The sequence below is a fragment of the Paenibacillus sp. LRG-1 genome (assembly GCF_057220305.1).
On sequence record NZ_CM170126.1, the window covers coordinates 445,001 to 463,547 of the forward strand.

At 47.6% G+C, this 18,547-nt stretch carries 15 protein-coding genes, 2 rRNA genes and 1 riboswitch (1 of these 18 only partly in view); of the genes, 13 read left to right on the forward strand and 4 right to left on the reverse strand.

What is annotated here, in order from left to right:
* Positions 1–1,329 (forward strand): 23S ribosomal RNA (locus tag ACUUJN_RS02000) (it extends 1,597 nt beyond the left edge of the window).
* A gap of 150 nt (positions 1,330–1,479) precedes the next feature.
* Positions 1,480–1,596, forward strand: a 5S ribosomal RNA gene (rrf, locus tag ACUUJN_RS02005).
* A 178-nt stretch (positions 1,597–1,774) separates the two neighbouring features.
* On the opposite strand, the gene ACUUJN_RS02010 is transcribed toward rrf, so the two are convergent.
* Complete coding sequence (locus ACUUJN_RS02010) at positions 1,775–1,933, reverse strand: hypothetical protein (protein ID WP_179085475.1); 159 nt, start codon at positions 1,931–1,933, stop codon at positions 1,775–1,777.
* 294 nt (positions 1,934–2,227) lie between these two features.
* On the opposite strand from ACUUJN_RS02010, the gene ACUUJN_RS02015 reads away from it, so the two are divergent.
* The 5 genes from ACUUJN_RS02015 (at position 2,228) to ACUUJN_RS02035 (ending at position 8,509) form a co-directional block, all read left to right on the forward strand.
* Entirely contained in the window at positions 2,228–3,559 is a 1,332-nt protein-coding gene (locus tag ACUUJN_RS02015; protein ID WP_023986661.1) for an extracellular solute-binding protein, read from the forward strand.
* Positions 3,560–3,787: 228 nt separating this feature from the next.
* A complete protein-coding gene (locus tag ACUUJN_RS02020; protein WP_023986662.1) occupies positions 3,788–4,678 on the forward strand; it encodes a carbohydrate ABC transporter permease in 891 nt (296 codons plus the stop codon).
* Between the two features lie 5 nt (positions 4,679–4,683).
* Positions 4,684–5,517, forward strand: a complete 834-nt coding sequence (locus ACUUJN_RS02025; protein WP_370671150.1) for a carbohydrate ABC transporter permease — start codon at positions 4,684–4,686, stop codon at positions 5,515–5,517.
* A 30-nt stretch (positions 5,518–5,547) separates the two neighbouring features.
* A complete protein-coding gene (locus ACUUJN_RS02030; RefSeq protein ID WP_023986664.1) occupies positions 5,548–7,344 on the forward strand; it encodes a sensor histidine kinase in 1,797 nt (598 codons plus the stop codon).
* Entirely contained in the window at positions 7,325–8,509 is a 1,185-nt protein-coding gene (locus tag ACUUJN_RS02035) for a response regulator (protein WP_023986665.1), read from the forward strand. Before ACUUJN_RS02030 ends, ACUUJN_RS02035 begins: the two co-directional genes overlap by 20 nt.
* Positions 8,510–8,581: 72 nt before the next feature.
* On the opposite strand, the gene ACUUJN_RS02040 is transcribed toward ACUUJN_RS02035, so the two are convergent.
* A complete protein-coding gene (locus tag ACUUJN_RS02040; RefSeq protein WP_053324464.1) occupies positions 8,582–9,487 on the reverse strand; it encodes a LysR family transcriptional regulator in 906 nt (301 codons plus the stop codon).
* Between the two features lie 160 nt (positions 9,488–9,647).
* Here ACUUJN_RS02040 and ACUUJN_RS02045 point away from each other — a divergent pair, with 160 nt between their 5' ends.
* From ACUUJN_RS02045 to ACUUJN_RS02070, 6 genes are all read left to right on the forward strand, one after another.
* A complete protein-coding gene (locus ACUUJN_RS02045) occupies positions 9,648–10,238 on the forward strand; it encodes a UbiX family flavin prenyltransferase (protein WP_339201318.1) in 591 nt (196 codons plus the stop codon).
* 28 nt (positions 10,239–10,266) lie between these two features.
* Entirely contained in the window at positions 10,267–11,685 is a 1,419-nt protein-coding gene (locus tag ACUUJN_RS02050; RefSeq protein WP_484669211.1) for a non-oxidative hydroxyarylic acid decarboxylases subunit C, read from the forward strand.
* A gap of 41 nt (positions 11,686–11,726) precedes the next feature.
* Complete coding sequence (locus ACUUJN_RS02055) at positions 11,727–11,951, forward strand: non-oxidative hydroxyarylic acid decarboxylases subunit D (protein ID WP_053324466.1); 225 nt, start codon at positions 11,727–11,729, stop codon at positions 11,949–11,951.
* A gap of 71 nt (positions 11,952–12,022) precedes the next feature.
* Positions 12,023–12,484 carry a pyridoxamine 5'-phosphate oxidase family protein gene (locus ACUUJN_RS02060; protein WP_075153601.1) on the forward strand — a complete coding sequence of 154 codons (462 nt, stop codon included), beginning with the start codon at positions 12,023–12,025 and terminating at the stop codon, positions 12,482–12,484.
* 164 nt (positions 12,485–12,648) lie between these two features.
* Positions 12,649–13,809, forward strand: a complete 1,161-nt coding sequence (locus tag ACUUJN_RS02065; RefSeq protein ID WP_209940841.1) for a serine hydrolase domain-containing protein — start codon at positions 12,649–12,651, stop codon at positions 13,807–13,809.
* 215 nt (positions 13,810–14,024) lie between these two features.
* Positions 14,025–16,361 (forward strand): Ig-like domain-containing protein, encoded by a 2,337-nt coding sequence (locus ACUUJN_RS02070; protein ID WP_484669212.1) that lies wholly within the window; start codon positions 14,025–14,027, stop codon positions 16,359–16,361.
* A 70-nt stretch (positions 16,362–16,431) separates the two neighbouring features.
* Here ACUUJN_RS02070 and sdaAA read toward each other — a convergent pair whose 3' ends face one another.
* Both sdaAA and sdaAB read right to left on the reverse strand, forming a co-directional pair.
* On the reverse strand, positions 16,432–17,331 hold the full coding sequence (gene sdaAA / locus ACUUJN_RS02075; RefSeq protein WP_264454269.1) for an L-serine ammonia-lyase, iron-sulfur-dependent, subunit alpha: 900 nt from the start codon (positions 17,329–17,331) through the stop codon (positions 16,432–16,434).
* Positions 17,321–18,010, reverse strand: coding sequence for an L-serine ammonia-lyase, iron-sulfur-dependent subunit beta (gene sdaAB / locus ACUUJN_RS02080; protein WP_013308430.1), 690 nt, complete (start codon positions 18,008–18,010; stop codon positions 17,321–17,323). The genes sdaAA and sdaAB overlap by 11 nt, the downstream gene beginning before the upstream one ends.
* A 211-nt stretch (positions 18,011–18,221) precedes the next feature.
* Positions 18,222–18,337: riboswitch (glycine riboswitch) on the reverse strand.
* Between the last annotated feature and the right edge of the window lie 210 nt (positions 18,338–18,547).

Genomic DNA, 18,547 nt, shown 5'->3' on the forward strand with positions numbered 1-18,547 from the left:
GGTCATGATCTCAGACTGCCAAGAAAAGCCTCTAGCCAGGAGAAGGTGCCCGTACCGCAAACCGACACAGGTAGGCGAGAAGAGAATTCTAAGGCGCGCGGAAGAACTCTCGTTAAGGAACTCGGCAAAATGACCCCGTAACTTCGGGAGAAGGGGTGCCTCGGTAGGGTGAATAGCCCGAGGGGGCCGCAGTGAAAAGGCCCAAGCGACTGTTTAGCAAAAACACAGGTCTGTGCGAAGCCGCAAGGCGAAGTATACGGGCTGACGCCTGCCCGGTGCTGGAAGGTTAAGGGGAGTGGTAAGCCTTCGGGCGAAGCTATGAACCGAAGCCCCAGTAAACGGCGGCCGTAACTATAACGGTCCTAAGGTAGCGAAATTCCTTGTCAGGTAAATTCTGACCCGCACGAATGGCGTAACGACTTGGGCGCTGTCTCAACGAGAGATCCGGTGAAATTTTAATACCTGTGAAGATGCAGGTTACCCGCGACAAGACGGAAAGACCCCATGGAGCTTTACTGCAGCTTGATATTGAATTTGGGTACGATCTGTACAGGATAGGTGGGAGCCGTAGAACTTTGAGCGCCAGCTTGAAGGGAGGCATCCTTGGGATACCACCCTGATCGTATCTAGGTTCTAACTTGGTACCGTAATCCGGTGCGAGGACAGTGTCAGGTGGGCAGTTTGACTGGGGCGGTCGCCTCCTAAAGAGTAACGGAGGCGCCCCAAGGTTCCCTCAGAATGGTTGGAAATCATTCGAAGAGTGCAAAGGCAGAAGGGAGCTTGACTGCGAGACCTACAAGTCGAGCAGGGACGAAAGTCGGGCTTAGTGATCCGGTGGTACCGCATGGAAGGGCCATCGCTCAACGGATAAAAGCTACCCTGGGGATAACAGGCTTATCTCCCCCAAGAGTCCACATCGACGGGGAGGTTTGGCACCTCGATGTCGGCTCATCGCATCCTGGGGCTGAAGTAGGTCCCAAGGGTTGGGCTGTTCGCCCATTAAAGCGGTACGCGAGCTGGGTTCAGAACGTCGTGAGACAGTTCGGTCCCTATCTGTCGTGGGCGTAGGAAATTTGAGAGGAGCTGTCCTTAGTACGAGAGGACCGGGATGGACGTACCGCTGGTGTACCAGTTGTTCCGCCAGGAGCACCGCTGGGTAGCTATGTACGGAAGGGATAAGCGCTGAAAGCATCTAAGCGTGAAGCCCCCCTCAAGATGAGATTTCCCAATTAGTAAGACCCCTTGAAGACGACGAGGTAGATAGGTTGGGGGTGGAAGTGCAGTAATGCATGGAGCTGACCAATACTAATCGGTCGAGGGCTTATCCTAAATAAAACGCAAATGAGTTTCGGATCCAGTTTTCAGGGTGTAACCTTGAAAGTATGTACAAGTGACATACAATAAGCGCATGGCTATTCATTCACACGATAAGTGATGAACCGAATAACCATACGGTAGAATTTACGATGTGAATTCATGTTTGGTGGCGATAGCGGAGGGGTTCCACACGTACCCATCCCGAACACGACCGTTAAGCCCTCCAGCGCCGATGGTACTTGGACCGCAGGGTCCTGGGAGAGTAGGACGTCGCCAAGCAGATAAAAGAGCACAGCCTTAACGGGCTGTGCTCTTTTTCCTATAACCGATTCATTTATCATTCACATGAAAGATCATTATCGTGGATTCGGTCAAAAGTTGTATGGTATCCTGGTTGTCCTTTGTATAGTGGTGCTTAGTCAGCATTTTTAACTGAGGACAGTATTAACTGGGGAAGTTAATCTATTTCAACCTGTTCTGTCTGAAGGACACTCAAGGCTTGAAGTTTACGGGTAATTTCTTTTTGCCACTTTGTATCTCCGACTTGTACGGCAAGATTGAGAAGATCCAAATAATCATCAATATGCAGGGAGGTTTTATTAAAAGTTTCTTTCACTGCGGTCCTGCCTCCTTTAAAGTCTATGTGTATTTATCATTTAATAATGATAATCATTATCAAACTATGATCTTATTCATATTATGCCTGTGTTCTAGATAAATTGCAAGTTATGATATGAATGAATTTTGAAGCACGCAAATGAGGGCTTGAAAAAACAAACCCTTCTCCTTAAGTTCACGCATTGTTCACGTCTTTTCTATGGAACATAATGAAAAGAACAAGCGGGCATTGAGTGTCCACCAATAAGGAGGGCAAATTGCGCAATGCTTCAACAAGAGGAGGAAAAAGACCATGAGCAGAACAAAAATGAAAGCGTTTGCCATTGTGATGGCGAGCGCCTTGGCATTGACGCTGGCAGCTTGTAATAACGGACAAAGCGCAAGTCCGGGAAATTCAGGAGAACCGAGCAGAGGCACCGCAACGAAAGATGTTACGATTACCTTTCAGAACATTAATCCTGATCCGAGCACCCCTTCGTACAAAATGATTAAGCAAATTGTAGGTCAATACGAGCAGGATCATCCTCATGTCAAAATTGAATTGGATTCGCTAAATACAGATCAACAAAAGCTTAAGCTGAAAACACAGGCAGCGGCGAAGGAAGTACCTGATATCACGATTGTAAACCCGGCTGCACAGATGAAGCCATTCGTAGATGCTGGGCTGCTGGCTCCATTAAACGATGTGGCTGATAAAGAGGGGTTAAAAGATACGTTTCAGAATGGACTTCTTAATTACTATAGCTTCGACGATAAGCTCTATGCTTTTCCGGACGGTAACAATATAGAAGTGGTGTTTTACAATAAAGAACTGTTCAAGCAGGCGGGAATCCAGAAGTTGCCGACCACCTTTGACGAGCTGATTACGACGGTCAAGACGTTGAAGGCGAAGGGAATTACTCCGATTGCCATTGGGGAAAAGGATTCATGGACGGGTTCCCTCCTTTTTATGAATATTTTGTTGCGTACAAATGAAGGGCCGAATTTTCTCAATGATGTACTGGACGGTAAAAAGACGTTTAACGACCCAGCTTTTGTGGAAGCGGTGGATGCATTTCAGGAATTGGTGCAGGCAGGAGCTTTCCCGGATGGAGCTACATCTATTGACTACAATGCAGGTGGTAATATTTTTAAAACAGGAAAAGCCGCGATGTATATCATGGGTACATGGGAAACGGGGTCTATTGATGCTTCTTCGGTAGCGGGTAAGGTAGGAGCGTTTCAATTCCCTACGGTGAATGGCAAGGGTGATGTGAATGAGTATGTAATTGCGCCGGGCAGCGCATTTGCGGTATCTGCGAACAGTGAACATTTACAGGAGACGAAGGATTTTCTGCACTATTTTATTACGGAGATGCCCAAAATTCAGTTTGATCTGAAAAATGCGATTGGCAGTGGTCAGAAAATGAAAGGTGATCTGAAGGAAGCGGGCTACTCCGAGTTAGCGATTAGTCTTAATGAGCTGTTCAAGAATGTAAAAGGGGGCGATCTCGCTTTTGATAATACGATGAATCCGGCTATTGCGCAGGCGCATCTGAGTAGCATTCAAAACCTGTTCGTGCAAAAAGAAGACTCTGCACAAGTTGCCAAGGAACATCAGAACACTTTTGAAGCGAATAAATAAGTGAGGATTTTGCAAAAATCCAATAAGCGACTCCCAATGAACAATATATAGATCGAAATGGCCTAGTTCGTCTAGATATTGCACTTTGGAGCGACTGGAATCGAATTTTGCAAAATCCTGAAGTAGCTGACACTAGGGAGGGAGCGGCAGGCTCCTTCCCTGATTGGAAATCATGTAGGTTGTGCATCCTCAGAAGATGTTCAGAATCAACACAAAGGAGATTAGAGCATGAATGTACTGAAGGTGCCAGCACGTACCATTGCCGTTTTCGTGCTACCCTGCCTGTTGTTGTATACCTGTATGGTATTTGTTCCGATTCTGGTGTCGGTGTATTGCGGATTGCTGGATTGGAACGGAATCGCCGAGGCAAAGTTCGTGGGGCTGGCTAATTTTGAACGGATTTTTACAGCAGATTCAGTGTTCTGGCCGTCCGTGAAACGGACTATGATGTTCGCTGTGTTTTCCATGCTGGAAATTCCGTTTTGTCTGTTGCTGGCGATCTTGCTTAATCGTTATGTGCGTAAGGCCAATACGCTGGTTACGATGTATTTTCTGCCGGTTATTCTATCGGTGGTCATTATCGGGCAGCTGTGGAAGACGATCTATAATCCAGCTTCGATGGGTGGAATGCTGAACGGTATTTTGCTGGCGATTGGGCTGGAAAGCTGGACGCGCTCATGGCTGACGGAACCGCAGATAGCGATGTACGCCCTCTATTTTGTATCGTTGTGGCAGTATTTTGGCTATCATTTACTTATCCAGTTTACCGGTGTACAAAATATACCGAATGAGCTGTACGAAGCAGCCAAAATTGATGGAGCTGAAGGATTCAAAGCAGACCGCTATATTACGCTGCCGCTCATTGTACCTATTTTCAAGATATCAATTGTATTAGCATTTATCGGCTCCCTGCAATCGTTTGATTTGATCTGGGTGATGACGGGTGGAGGACCAGCTCATGCAACGGATACAGTATCTACGTATATGTACAATATGTCCTTTTTATCGATGAAATACGGATATGGCAGCGCATTAGCTTCAATTCTCGTAGTGATTTGCTTGTCATTTACAATTGTGATAAATTTTGTTTTCAAACGAATCGAAAATAAGGTAAGCTAAAGGAGATGGAACTGTTGAATGCCTTAAAAAAAACGGGAGTCTTTTCCTTATTGGCAATCTTAATTGTCACGCAGCTGTATCCACTCTTTTGGCTGCTGACCTATTCGTTGAAGACGAATGAAGAGATATTGAGCTCAAGCTTCTTTGCACTCCCTCAAGTGCCCCAGTGGCACAACTATCAGGAAGCCTATGAATCAGGGAGCTACTTGCGTTATTTAGGAAACAGTGTACTGGTGACTGGGGTTACGATGATTTTCGTCATTTTGTTAAGCTCAATGGCTGCTTATGCGATTACACGTTTTCGTTGGCGCTTCGGGGCTGTTGTGCTGACTTTGTTTCTGATCGGGATGATGATCCCGATGCAAGCTACGCTGCTGCCGCTGATGGTGATGTTTAAAAACGTCCATATTCTGAATACGTATTTCTCACTGATTTTACCCTACATTGCTTTTCAGACACCGATTGCGGTCTTCATCCTATCCGGCTTTATGCGGTCCATTCCCCACGAAATTGAAGAATCCGCTTACATTGACGGAGCAAGCATTTATCGTATTTTCCGCAGTGTAATCTTACCCATCTCGATTCCGCCTATCATGACGGTATGTATTTTAACTTTCATTAACATCTGGAATGAATACATTATGGCTGCCACCTTTATCTCGTCCGAGAAGCTCAAAACTCTCCCTTTCGGCGTATATACGTTCGTCAGCCAGTATTCTGTGAACTACGGTAATATTGGTGCTTTTCTAGTCATGGGTGCCTTACCGGTCATTATTATTTATTTTGTTCTGTCCGAAAATATCACCAAGGGCATGGTTGCGGGAGCGGTTAAAGGATAGGCGGCCGATGCGAAAGGAGCGCACGGAGGTATGCTGCGCCGTTTTCAATCCATTCAATACCGCTTGTTTGTTCTGTTCCTGTTGAGCATGTCCGGCATTGTGCTGGCGGTCAGTCTATTATTTTACAACCGTACTACGGTGCAGTTCCATGATAAGGTCAGCGAGCTGGCGCGTAAAAATGTATCCCAGACGGCAGGCCTGTTCGAATTGCTACTCGGCAGCTATAACAGTCTCTCCAAATCGATCAGCAACAATATGGATTTGGTTCGTCTGTTGACGACGGATAGTAGTGATTTACCTGCTGTCAATTACATCAACGAACGTACGATTACGAATATTCTGGGCGCTATCTATTATTCGCGTGAGGATCTGATTGGCATCCATGTCATCACAGACACAGGCAAGGTATATAACTATGGCAATTATATGAATGTCATTGATACTCATTACGAACATACGGAATGGTATAAGGAAATTCGAAAGTCGGCGGGCAAAATTGCATGGCTGGGCGTGTATCCTCACTCTGTCATTGATCAGGTGGAAACCAGACCCGTGTTTGCGTTTGGACGGCAGCTCTATGATCTGGATGAACACAAGCCGATTGGTATTGTCCTGTTTGAGGCTGAGCCGCGTTCTGTTTTGTCCGCTCTCCACAATTTGCGGTTAGGCACCAATAGTCAGGTATATTTGTTGGGTCATGAAAATCGAATTGTGTCGGCCACTTCCTCTGATCCGCCACCGGATTTGCAAAATCTAGAGCAGCAGGTACCGGAGGAGGATGTTATTGTAAATCGAAGTAATGAAAGAGTTGTAATCGCTTCCAAGTTGCCGTTTGCCGACTGGTCTGTGATTAGTGTGACACCTAGTGAGGATCTGAACGTGGAGTTGGTGCAAAATCAAAGGTACTTATTTATCGTGGCACCTATACTTATTATTGTGTCGGCGTTAATTGCATCTATCGTCTCCAGAGGCATTTCCCTTCCACTCAAGCGAGTCATTCGGGAAATGAAGCGGGTAGAGACAGGAAATTTCCGTCATACGGTAAACACCAAATCCTATGAAGAAATTAATCAGCTAGCTACTTCTTTTAACCATATGGTAAGACGGATTGCAGAGCTGATTGAGCTGGTGCGTATATCATCGGTCAGCGAAAAAAATGCGGAGCTGCACGCGCTTCAGACGCAGGTCAATCCACATTTTCTGTATAATACGCTGGATATGATCTATTGGATGCTGGATGAAAAGGGACAAGATCAGCTCGGAGAGGTGGTTCTCTCCTTATCCCATATGTTCCGTTACAGCAGCCATTGGGAAGAGGGGGCCGATGTAAGCCTTCGTGAAGAAGTGGAGCAGGTTGGGCACTATCTCACCATTATTCAAACTCGGCTGGAGGGTAGGGTATCTGTAGACATTAGCATTGATGAACGATGGATGGATATCCGCCTGCCGAAAATGACCTTACAGCCATTGATTGAAAATGCAGTGAAGCACGGACTGGAGCCTCTTCATGCGGATACAGGTGGCAAGCTGCTCGTCAGAGCGGAGGAATATGACGGTGTATTGAGCCTGCACATCATCGACAACGGTGCAGGGATGGAGTACGAACGATGGGAGGTGGTCCAGGTCGCTTTGGCAGAACCCGGCAAACAGGCGGGCAGCGGGCAGGCGGGAGGCATCGGCCTGCAAAACCTAAATTTACGGCTACGGCACATGTTCGGAGAAGAGTACGGCCTACGGATCTCTAGCGCACCTGGGGCCGGAACAACAGCCACTGTAAGTGTGCCTCTGCCACAGAAGGAGGAGAAACATGAATATTCTGATAGCTGACGATGAAAATATGATTCGGCAGGGGATTCGGCGTACCATTGGCCAAGCTCTACCAACCTGCGGCATTCATCTCGCTGCTTCCACCGAGGAGGCAGCAGGCATTCTGGCGGAGCATCCTGTAGATATTGTATTAACTGATATCCTGATGCCCGGTATGGATGGTCTGGAATTCATGCGTATTTCTAAGCGAAAGCATCCTCATCTGCAGTGGGTTGTCATCTCGGCCCATTCCGACTTCCATTATGCACAAAGAGCAGTAAAGCTGGGTGCCAAAGACTACCTGTTAAAGCCGATTGGTAAAAAAAAGCTGCTGGAATGCATTGAAATACTGGCAGCCGAAGCGCTTGTGGCCTCGCAGCAGGCGAACGAGGGTAGGCTTCTCAAATCCAATATGGTCTATTTGCGTGAAGCCGTTTTCCAACGCTATGCCCTTGGACTGGATACGGGCAAGCTGGATATACAGCCTTTTGTCGAAAATTATCCGGAATTCCATCTCTTCATGGTTCGTATGGAACCTGATCACAAGCAGACACATCTGGAGCATTTTATGATTGAAAATGTACTGTCCGAGCTCATTGAGGCAGGAGGCAGCGGCTTTGTCGTCAGTCTAGACCGCCATAGTCTGCTGGGCATTGCAAGGGTAAGAGATGAGGCAGAGGCCGCACGGCTAGAGACGTTGCTCGAATCCCATTTGAAGCGTTATGTGAAGGTGCCCCTACAAATTACACGTTCGGGTGTTCATCACAATTTTGCCTCCATACCTGAAGAGGTGGCGCGACTAAGACGTACGCCAGAGGAGATTGCAGCCGCAGCAGCGGATACAGGAGAATGTCTCCGCAAAGGAATGCATACGGTAGATGTGGCATTGCAATACATTCGGGCTCACTTTACAGAGGAGCTGTCGCTGGAGAAGGTGGCTTCAATCGTATTTTTGAATCCGGTGTATTTCAGCCAGTTATTCAAGCAAAAGACGGGACAAGGCTACAAGGATTACGTCATTTGCTTGCGTATGGAGGAGGCGAAGCGGCTGCTCAGTGATCCTCATCTGCGGCTGGCTGATATTTCAGAGCGGATCGGTTATCAGGATATGAGGCATTTTACACAGGTATTCCGGCGCAAATGTGGAATGACTCCAACCGAGTATCGACATCAGGGAGTCAAATAAGGCGGTATCAACGACCGAATGAAGGAAGTTCTTCAAGCATCAGACTGTTTCAGGAGTAGAGCGGTAGAGCATCTACTCGGGAACAGTCTTTTTCGTGTCTCCAGCTTGTAGCAGTTCAACAAATTTGCGAGCTGCATTGGATAAATAACGATCCTTGCGCCATACGACGGCAGGCTGTGTGAAGGGGAATGGCTCCTTAATGGAGAGTGTGCGAAATCTGTCCCCGTATTCTTGTCCCAAGCCAGCGTCTGGAATAATGGTAATTCCCATGCCTGTGGAAACGAGCGAGAGAATGGTCGATATTTCTGGACAGTCCAGTACGACGTGCGGAATAAGATGGTGTTCCTGAAATTTGCGGATGACGGTTTCGTATAGTCCGTGTCCTTCTGTTCGACGTCCCAACAAGAGGTCATAGCTGGCAGCTTCCTGTAAGGTAATTTCCCCACTGGGATGGCGATCTGCCCATTCACACGGAAGAACCGCAACAAAAGAAACGCCCTCCAGTTCAATCGTATGGTACGATTTGTCATCTACCGGAAGCAGCAGCAGGGCCAGATCCACTTTATTTTGGTGCAGCAGTTCTTCCAGATGATGTGTGTCTCCGTGTCCTATTTTAACGTATACCTCTGGAAAATCCTGATGAAAGCGGCTGAGTTGTTCAGTAATCAGAGACATACAGGCGGATGACGTGCCTATGGAAAGTGTACCAGTTACTTTGTTTTCAAACTCCCCAATTTCTCTACAGGTGTCCTCCATTTCAGCCAATAATCGCTTGGCGCGTGTATACAGTGTATATCCGGCCTCGGTTACCTCCCACTTCTTTCCTTCACGGTAAATCAGCTTTACGCCAAGCTCGTCCTCCATATTTTTGAGTTGTTGACTCAGCGGAGGCTGGGCCATGTTGAGCGTTCTGGCGGCCTTGGTGATTTGCCCTTCCTCCACGATGACGCAAAAGTAATGCAGATGCTTCATGTCCATTGGGATTCCTCCTTATTTCTAAACAACGCTTCAATTTGAATACTTTTAAAGTATGTATTCCATATATTATATATATTTTTCGTGTGCAAGGAACGGGCGTATAATTTTTGACAGTAATGCATGGGTGAACATAAAACGATGGGATGGAAGGAGGGGACATATGAAGAAAATCATTGTAGGAATATCGGGAGCGACAGGGTCGATCTTTGGTATCCGTATATTACAACAATTACGAGAGGCTGGAGTCCAAAGCCATCTGGTGCTATCCCCGTGGGCTATTGCGAACATTCCCTATGAGACAGGCTACACGGTGAAGGAAGTGGAGGCAATGGCGGATGCAGTCTACTCGTATAAGGATCAGGCTGCGCGTATTTCCAGCGGCTCCTTTCGAGTAGACGGCATGGTCGTCGCTCCTTGCAGCATGAAGACCCTTGCCTCTATTCGTATAGGTATGGCGGACAACCTGCTTACCCGATCAGCGGATGTGATGCTGAAGGAGCGAAAGAAGCTGCTGCTCATGACCAGGGAAACACCATTAAGCAGTATCCATCTGGAAAATATGCTGGAGCTGTCACGTATGGGCGTGATGATCCTGCCGCCGATGCCTGCCTTTTATAATCATCCTGCAAGTATCGAGGAATTGGTGGATCATATTGTTTTTCGCGCATTGGATCAGTTCGGTATTGTCACAACTGCAGCCAAACGTTGGGATGGAATGAAGCAGACTGACTCCAGTCTGCACCAGAATTGAGAAATCGAAAGACGAAGGAGAATGAAGGATGGCTTATAAAGACTTTCGCGATTTTCTACACACCTTGGAAAAGGAGGGACAATTACTCACGATCAGCGATGAGGTAAAGCCGGAGCCGGACCTCGCAGCAGCTAACAGAGCATTAAACAATCTTGGAGATAAGACGCCTGCTCTCTTTTTCAACAACATCTATGGATATACGGATGCTCGTATTGCAATGAATGTGATGGGCTCCTGGCCCAATCATGCCCTCATGATGGGAATGCCCAAAAACACGCCGCTCAAGGAGCAGTTTTTTGAATTTGCCAGACGCTATGAACAATTTCCGGTGCCCGTGAAGCGGGAAGAAACCGCTCCTTTTCATGAAGTCGAGATTACAGAGGATATTAATTTGTTTGATATTTTGCCGTTGTTTCGTTTGAATCAGGGGGACGGAGGGTTTTATCTGGATAAAGCAATTCTAGTTTCACGCGATCTGGATGACCCGGACACCTACGGTAAGCAAAATGTCGGTTTGTACCGGATGCAGGTAAAAGGCAAGAACCGTTTGGGCATCCAGCCTGTACCACAGCATGATATTGCGATCCATATCCGTCAGGCTGAGGAGCGCGGCGAAAATCTGAAGGTGGCTATTGCCCTCGGATGTGAGCCTGTGATTACAACGGCTGCTTCTACGCCGCTGCTGTACGATCAATCCGAATATGAGATGGCGGGCGCCATTCAGGGTGAGCCTTATCGTGTGGTCAAAGCGAAGAATGCAGATCTGGATCTGCCTTGGGGAGCCGAGGTCATTTTGGAAGGCGAAGTGTTAGCAGGTGAACGTGAGTATGAAGGTCCATTCGGTGAATTCACAGGTCACTATTCCGGCGGTCGCGCGATGCCAGTCATTCAGATTAATCGTGTATATCACCGCAAACAGCCTATCTTTGAGCATCTGTACATCGGGATGCCTTGGACGGAAACGGATTATATGATCGGTGTGAATACAAGTGTACCGTTGTTTCAGCAGCTTAAGGATGCTTTTCCTAATGAAATCGTAGCCGTTAATGCCATGTATACGCATGGGCTGGTCGCTATTATTTCCACGAAAACCCGGTATGGCGGCTTTGCAAAGGCTGTGGGAATGCGTGCGTTAACGACTCCGCATGGATTAGGGTATTGCAAGCTGGTCATTGTGGTGGATGAGGATGTCGATCCGTTCAATCTGCCGCAGGTCATGTGGGCTTTATCCACCAAGCTTCATCCAAAGCATGATACTGTCATAGTCCCAGGCTTGTCTATTTTACCGCTTGACCCCGGTTCTGACCCGGCAGGTATGACGCACAAAATGATATTGGATGCGACGACACCTGTAGCACCGGATATTAGAGGACATTACTCGCAGTCGCTCGATTCCCCGTTGGGTGTAGCAGAATGGGAGAAAAAGTTGAGCCAAATGCTTCGCTAAATATTTTTAAAAACAAAAAAAGATTAAAGGAGTGCTGACAGATGCATATTTGTCCCCGTTGTGAATCTAATCGTTCGGAGGTTGTTACCCGCTCGCCAGTTAAAGGCGCCTGGGAGGTTTTGTTGTGCCCTGTATGCCTGTTCACATGGCGGACCTCAGAACCGGATAGCATTACTGATCCAGCAAAGTATAAATCGGCGTTCAAGGTAAACCCCAAAGATATTCCGAATGCTGCTCATGTTCCTCCTATTCCAGAGCGGATATAGGGTCGTTCGTAAGCAGCCGTAAATTATGGTACTTTGAAGTTATAGGCCAAATGTAAAGGGGATTATACTTCATGCAGACACCAAGGATCGGTAAGGAACTGTTCACGCTACTGGACGGTAAGGTATTGGAGGACAAGCAGCATGAAGCAATGATGCTGCTGACGGTCACGGAAGATCAGTGGCCGCACATAGCGATGATTAGTGTGGGCGAAGTTGTAGCGCTGGACGAGGGGAATTTGCGTCTGGCACTATGGCCAGGCACGACCACGACGGGCAACATGATTCGTACCGGGAAGGCGACGCTTGCGGTGTTTACCGGGGGGAAGGCGCATTATGTGCGGTTGTCGCTGGAACATCTGCCTGCTTTGCCCGAAGCCAAGCATGTACGTGAGCGATTTGCGGCTCATGTTTTTGCAGCCAGAGAAGATTCGGCCCAATATGCGGATATCTTGACAGGTGTCACGGTCCGTCTCAAGGAACCGGAATTGGTGATCCATCGCTGGAAGGAAACGGTGGCCGAGCTGTTAATGTAAAGCCATCTGATTATGACAAATAATCTATGTATTTACCAAGTTTACCGTTAAAATAAATGCGGGGAATAAGCGCTTACAAGGGATCGCGCTGAGCTTGTTAGAACAGGAAATTAGAGCGCGAGGGGAAGGTTGTTTCTTTTGAAGTAAAAATAGGAGGGATGAATATGTCTCGTTTTGACAAGGTAGATCAGCTATTGAAACATTTCGTAGCAAATGGGCCAGCAGGTTGCGGTTGTGCCATTGCCCAGAATGGTCAAGTGTTGTATGAAGGATATCATGGATATGCTGATCTGGAAGCCCGAAAGCCAATCACTGAGGATACAGTGTATCGCTTGTTTTCCATGACAAAAGTTGTTGTCTGTGCGGCTGCACTTATGCTGTACGAACGCGGGGAATTTTTGTTGAATGAGCCTTTGTATGAATATTTTCCCGAATATCGTAATGCGCATGTATTCAAAACCGCTCCTAACGGATACACCTATGTGGATAAGGCGGAGAATCCCATTTTAATTAAGCATATATTCAATATGAGTGTGGGTCTTCCTTACGCTTCCGAGTCTTCAGAGACAGGACGGGCAATGCAAAAGGTCCTTAGAACGTTAAAGGAAAAGCAGGGGAAATATGATCTGCGCACAGAAATTAAAGCGCTTTCTGATATTCCACTTTCATTTGAGCCGGGAACACGCTGGTTATATGGATATGGACATGACCTGGTTGCAGGTCTTATTGAAGTGATTTCAGGTAAATCATTGGGGCAATTCCTAAAGGATGAAATATTTGATCCGCTTGGAATGAACAATACAGGTTACCGATATCGTGGAGATATTGAATCGCGAATGGCCTCCTTTTACCAACGAACAGACGCCGGAGAGCTAGAAAAAATAGAGGGTTTCTTGGATGAGTATCATCAACCAGATGCTATATATGAAAGTGGGGGCGCAGGTCTGTATTCGACAGTTAAGGAGTACCTTACATTTTCACAAATGCTGTCGAATGGAGGTATGGTAGATGGTGTGAGGCTATTAGGGAGAAAAACTATTGATTTAATGCGCACCAATCATCTGAATACAGATCAATTATTGGATTTTACTAATTCTTATCATACAGGTTATGGTTACGGACTGGGCGTGCGCACGTTAATTGATAAAGCGGCTGGGCATGCAAATAGTTCTATTGGAGAATTTGGCTGGACGGGAGTAGCAGGCACTTGGGTTTCTATAGATCCAAGCGAACAATTCTCCGTCGTTTATATGCACCAACTGGCTCCTAATATGGAAGAATACCATCATTTGAGAGTTCGCGCAGCAGCTTATAGCTGTTTGTAAATGCGAGGTTGTGGGTCTGTTGGGTAAACTCTTCACTATGGCTCTGAAGCTACACAAATTGTAATGTCTAATCTTTATCAGAAATGATCTAGTTAATAAGGACCAAATTTCCTTCGAAGCCTAAACTATTCTTTTCCATATGACGACATAAAACGTAGGTGTAAGGATTTTGCGAAATCCTTAATTTAAGTTTTGGAATGGGAGGGAATTAGATTTTGAAGAATAGATGGTCCGGTTTTCTGGCGTTGGTCATCCTGATTTCAAGTTTTACATCATATGCAGGGTTTGCATCTGCTGCGGATGCGGTGCTTTCCAAGATTGTCCTTTCCTCTAACGAGGTAACTTTGCAGCAGGGAGATACGGCTGCGTTGACGGCTACTGCTGTTTTTAGCGATGGGACAACCTCGAATGTAACCGTAAGCACGGATTGGAAAAGTGATAATACAGCTATTGCTACTGTGTATAACGGTACAGTTTCGGCCAAGGCTGAAGGGGAAGCCACCGTGGTTGCGACCTATAAAGAGAAGGTGCAATCGGTTCAGGTACATGTAACGAAAAAGGTTAAGGCGCTGACATCCAGTGTACAAAGCCTGAACTTGCGTTCAAGCGGTACAGGACAGGTTGATTTGACAGCGACATACAGTGATAATACAACAGCTCAGGTTTCGGGTGATGCTATTTGGACCTCCGATAATCAAAAGGTAGCCACAGTAGTTAACGGATTGGTTACCGCTCAGGGAGCAGGTACAGCCAATATTAAGGCCGTATATGGTCAACAGACCGTAACCATTGCTGTGCAGGTGGAGCAGGTTAAACGTCTCGATGTCAGTTCATCAGAGGTTTCTCTTTTGTTGAAGGATACTGAGAAGGTTAAACTTACGGCGACGTTCCCGGATGGATCGGTACAGGACGTAACAGAGTCCGCTGAATGGAGCTCCAGCAATGCAGCTGTGGCGGATGTACTGAAAGGCACCATTACCGGCTACAGCGCGGGAAAGGCGACAATTACAGGTAAATATGGCACGATGTCCGCTACGATTTCGGTAGATGTCGATCAAACGAATAAGCTGAAAGCCAGCGAATCCAATATTTTTCTCCGTCTGGATGAATCTAAAAAAATACAAGTTTCTGCCGTTTATCCGGATGGGACGGTAACGGATATCACAGATAAAGCTACTTGGACATCAAGCGATGAAAAAATTGCGACTGTGAATAAGGGAACGATTATGGCCATTGGAGCGGGTTCGGCTACGGTGACCGCTAAGTATGGAGATAAGACTGTTTCGATCAAGACAGATGTCGAAACCTCCAGATATTTGGATTTGAGTGAGGACAAGCTGAGCCTGAATGCCAAGGAATCCAAAAAGCTCAAGCTGACCGCAACGTATGTAACAGGTACGGAAGAAGATATCACAAGTAAGGCAGAGTGGAAGTCCAGCAATGAAGATATCGCTTTTGTCAGTGCGGGAGAAGTCACGGGTTATAAAACAGGTGAGGCTACGATCACCGCTTCTTATGGTGGCAAAACAGTTACAGCTACGGTATCCGTAAATGTACCCGGTGATCTGTCTCTGTCCTCCAAAACGGCAACGATTGATATTGATGAGGACTATACTGCAACTTTGACGGCTACTTATGCGGATGGGCGTAAGGAAGATGTAACACAGGATGCAGAATGGGCTTCAAGCGCGGAAGATATTGCTTCTGTGTCCAAAGGAACGATTACGGGTAAATCCGCTGGTAAAGCGGTTATTACAGCGACCTATAATGGCAAAAAACTGACGATTAACGTACAAGTAGGCCTTGTAGACCGTCTGGAAACAGACTCGCGTGTAATTGCGCTTGGTGCTCAGGAAACGAAGCAGCTGAAAGTAACAGGAGTTAAGAGTGGCGGTACAAAAACAGATGTAACCAAGGACGCCACCTGGACAACGAGCAATGTAAAAGTGGTTGAAGTTAGCGAAGGTTTGATCAAAGCGAATGGTAGCGGTAAGGCAACGGTGACTGCTTCATATGGCAAGCAAAACATTACGTTTACGGTAGAAGTGGACGTAGCGCAAAAGATTGAAGCGGATGCAATCGCGTTGTCACTTAAATCCGGAGATCAAAAAAACATCGCGATTGTGGTTAAATCGAGTGATGGTAAAGAAAAGGACGTTACGGCCCAAGCTGAATGGAAAACGTCTAATTATAAGGTAGCCACTGTTAAAAAGGGTCAGGTTACTGCGGTTAGCTACGGTAAAGCTAACATTCAGGCGAAGTTTGGCGGGAAGGTAATCAGCGTACCCGTGGATGTTGATACGCTTAAATATCTGCAAACAGACGAAGTTGCTTTGAATTTGAAGGCAGGACAGCTGGCCAAGGTTACGGCTACAGCCACGTATAAGGATGAGTCGGAGAAGGATGTTTCCAAACCGGCTGTCTGGTCCTCGTCCAGAATTGTTGTTGCGACCGTCAAAGACGGTAACATTAAGGCACAGGGCAAGGGCAAAGCAGTAATTACTGTGAAATATGCAGGTAAAATGACGAAGATACAGGTAACCGTTCAGTAAAAAAGAGAGCAAGCATACGTCCAAGGACGACATGCTTGCTCTTTTTTTTAAGGAGGCTACCGCTTATAAATTATGACTTATCCTTCTTGGTCGGTGTGTTGCGTGTAAGTGATTCAGTCAAACGCTTGCCAGTCGGCGTCTGGGCCAAGCCGCCTTTGGCGGTCTCGCGGTGCTTCGACGGCATCGCACTGCCGACTTCAAGCATCACGTCAATGACTTCGTCAGACGGAATAGCGCTGCGCACACCCGCCAAAGCCATATCCGCTGCGGCAAGCGCAGTCACGGCTCCCAGCCCGTTGCGCACGATGCACGGAATCTCCACGAGTCCGGCGACGGGATCGCAAATCAGGCCGAGCGTGTTCTTAAGAGCGAGGCCCACGGCGTGAACAGCCTGTTCAGGCGTACCACCACGCAGCTCGACCATAGCGCCAGCAGCCATCCCGATAGCTGAACCAATCTCAGCCTGACAGCCTCCCTCCGCGCCAGAAATGAAGGAGTTGTTGGCGATCACGTAGCCAATGGCTCCAGCGGCGAACAGGCCGTTCACCATATGCTCATCATCCCAGCCGAACCGCTCCTGCGCACTGATGAACACACCAGGGATAACCCCACATGAGCCTGCGGTAGGCGTGGCGACAATACGACCCATGGATGCATTTACCTCCGACACAGAGAGGGCATAAGCCATGGCGAGCGCGGAGGCATCGCCGGAGCAGGTTTCCCCTGACCGCAGATACTCGGCTAGGCGCTTGCCGTCACCGCCCGTCAATCCACTGCGGGATACGGTGTCTTGTGTCTGACCGCGATGAACGGCTTCCTTCATGACTTCATAATAATCAGACATTTGGCGAAAGATTTCTTCCTCCGTTGTATTCGTCTCTTGTACCTGCTCTTGAATCATCAAGCGGCTAATTGTGGTGGATTCTTCAGCGCATAAAGCGCTGATTTCATGCAGATGGCTAAACCGCATCGGATTCAGCTCCTTTTTTCAAATTAATCATCTTAATTTCATACATATGAGGTAAAGAACGCAGTTCCGCAATCAGTTCAGCTGGAGCAGAACTGTCCGTTTCAATGGCGGTGAGTGCTTCACCATCCCGGCCTTTGCGATCTACGTGCATATAGGCAATGTTAATGTGGGCCGCGCCCAGCGCTGAAGTTATCGCGCCCAATGTACCGGGCTTATCCGAGTGGAGAAGCACCAGCGTAGGCAGCTCCCCGGTCAGATTGACCCGGAATTCGTTAAGCTGCTGGACATGGATGCTGCCGCCGCCGATGGAGGAGCCCAGCAGTGTGCGCTGATCCTCGCCCTTCCACAGCTCGAAACGGACAGTGTTCGGATGAGGCGCGGGGAGTCCGCTGACGGCGAATTCCACGGCCATCCCGGCTTGCTCTGCCCATTGCTCGGCATCCGGAATCCGGTGATCGTCCGTATCGTAATTAAGCAGCCCTGCGATGAGCGCCAGGTCTGTACCGTGTCCTTTATACGTGTCGGCAAAGGAGCCGTACAGTGTCATGCGGGCACGGTCAGGCTGCGTCCCGAGCCAGTGCCGGGCAACGCGTGCGAGCCGCACCGCGCCTGCGGTGTGTGAACTGGAAGGTCCGGTCATGGCCGGACCGATAATAGAAAATACATCTTTGAAACGCATGGTGTGGCCCCCTGTATGTTCTAATACCATACTATATGGTATTTCCGCGTCTTTGCGCGGTTATGACGGTTCCTAATGCTGACGCACAATGTGAGCACAAAAAAGGACAGGATAAGGAAGTTTCCCTTATCTCTGTCCTCGTTACCTGAGAGTTTCGTGCGGTGTTCTTACCGCCTTACCCCTTGGGTGGCTTGCGCTCTCTCCAGAGTTGCGTCAGATGACGATACATGGACCTGAGAGATTATCCGTCAGCCGGGTGCTGACGTCTTGCTCCTTCGGTGCCGCCAGAGTGTAGGCTCCCTGGACAGACTCTCCCGTCATCTTCATTCGCGTATACCGTTCTACATGTCTTCCTTAGCGTAATGTATGCCGTGCACGGTGTCAATCACAGGTTTAATTTTTACATAAACAGGTGCGTTTCCAATAAAAAAGATTAAAATTTACATAATTATGGATGAAACCAGGAAGGAATTAGAAGATTGGCGGCTAATCTGATAAAGGACAAGTATATTTATGGAAATCATAGGAGGGATATTG

What these genes read in the sequence shown, in the direction of transcription:
- ACUUJN_RS02015 (WP_023986661.1), top strand. Translation starts at nt 2,228, where the DNA reads ATGAGCAGAACAAAAATGAAAGCGTTTGCCATTGTGATGGCGAGCGCC.
- ACUUJN_RS02020 (WP_023986662.1), top strand. Translation starts at nt 3,788, where the DNA reads ATGAATGTACTGAAGGTGCCAGCACGTACCATTGCCGTTTTCGTGCTA.
- ACUUJN_RS02025 (WP_370671150.1), top strand. Translation starts at nt 4,684, where the DNA reads ATGGAACTGTTGAATGCCTTAAAAAAAACGGGAGTCTTTTCCTTATTG.
- ACUUJN_RS02030 (WP_023986664.1), top strand. Translation starts at nt 5,548, where the DNA reads ATGCTGCGCCGTTTTCAATCCATTCAATACCGCTTGTTTGTTCTGTTC.
- ACUUJN_RS02035 (WP_023986665.1), top strand. Translation starts at nt 7,325, where the DNA reads ATGAATATTCTGATAGCTGACGATGAAAATATGATTCGGCAGGGGATT.
- ACUUJN_RS02040 (WP_053324464.1), bottom strand. Translation starts at nt 9,487, where the DNA reads ATGGACATGAAGCATCTGCATTACTTTTGCGTCATCGTGGAGGAAGGG.
- ACUUJN_RS02045 (WP_339201318.1), top strand. Translation starts at nt 9,648, where the DNA reads ATGAAGAAAATCATTGTAGGAATATCGGGAGCGACAGGGTCGATCTTT.
- ACUUJN_RS02050 (WP_484669211.1), top strand. Translation starts at nt 10,267, where the DNA reads ATGGCTTATAAAGACTTTCGCGATTTTCTACACACCTTGGAAAAGGAG.
- ACUUJN_RS02055 (WP_053324466.1), top strand. Translation starts at nt 11,727, where the DNA reads ATGCATATTTGTCCCCGTTGTGAATCTAATCGTTCGGAGGTTGTTACC.
- ACUUJN_RS02060 (WP_075153601.1), top strand. Translation starts at nt 12,023, where the DNA reads ATGCAGACACCAAGGATCGGTAAGGAACTGTTCACGCTACTGGACGGT.
- ACUUJN_RS02065 (WP_209940841.1), top strand. Translation starts at nt 12,649, where the DNA reads ATGTCTCGTTTTGACAAGGTAGATCAGCTATTGAAACATTTCGTAGCA.
- sdaAA (WP_264454269.1), bottom strand. Translation starts at nt 17,331, where the DNA reads ATGCGGTTTAGCCATCTGCATGAAATCAGCGCTTTATGCGCTGAAGAA.
- sdaAB (WP_013308430.1), bottom strand. Translation starts at nt 18,010, where the DNA reads ATGCGTTTCAAAGATGTATTTTCTATTATCGGTCCGGCCATGACCGGA.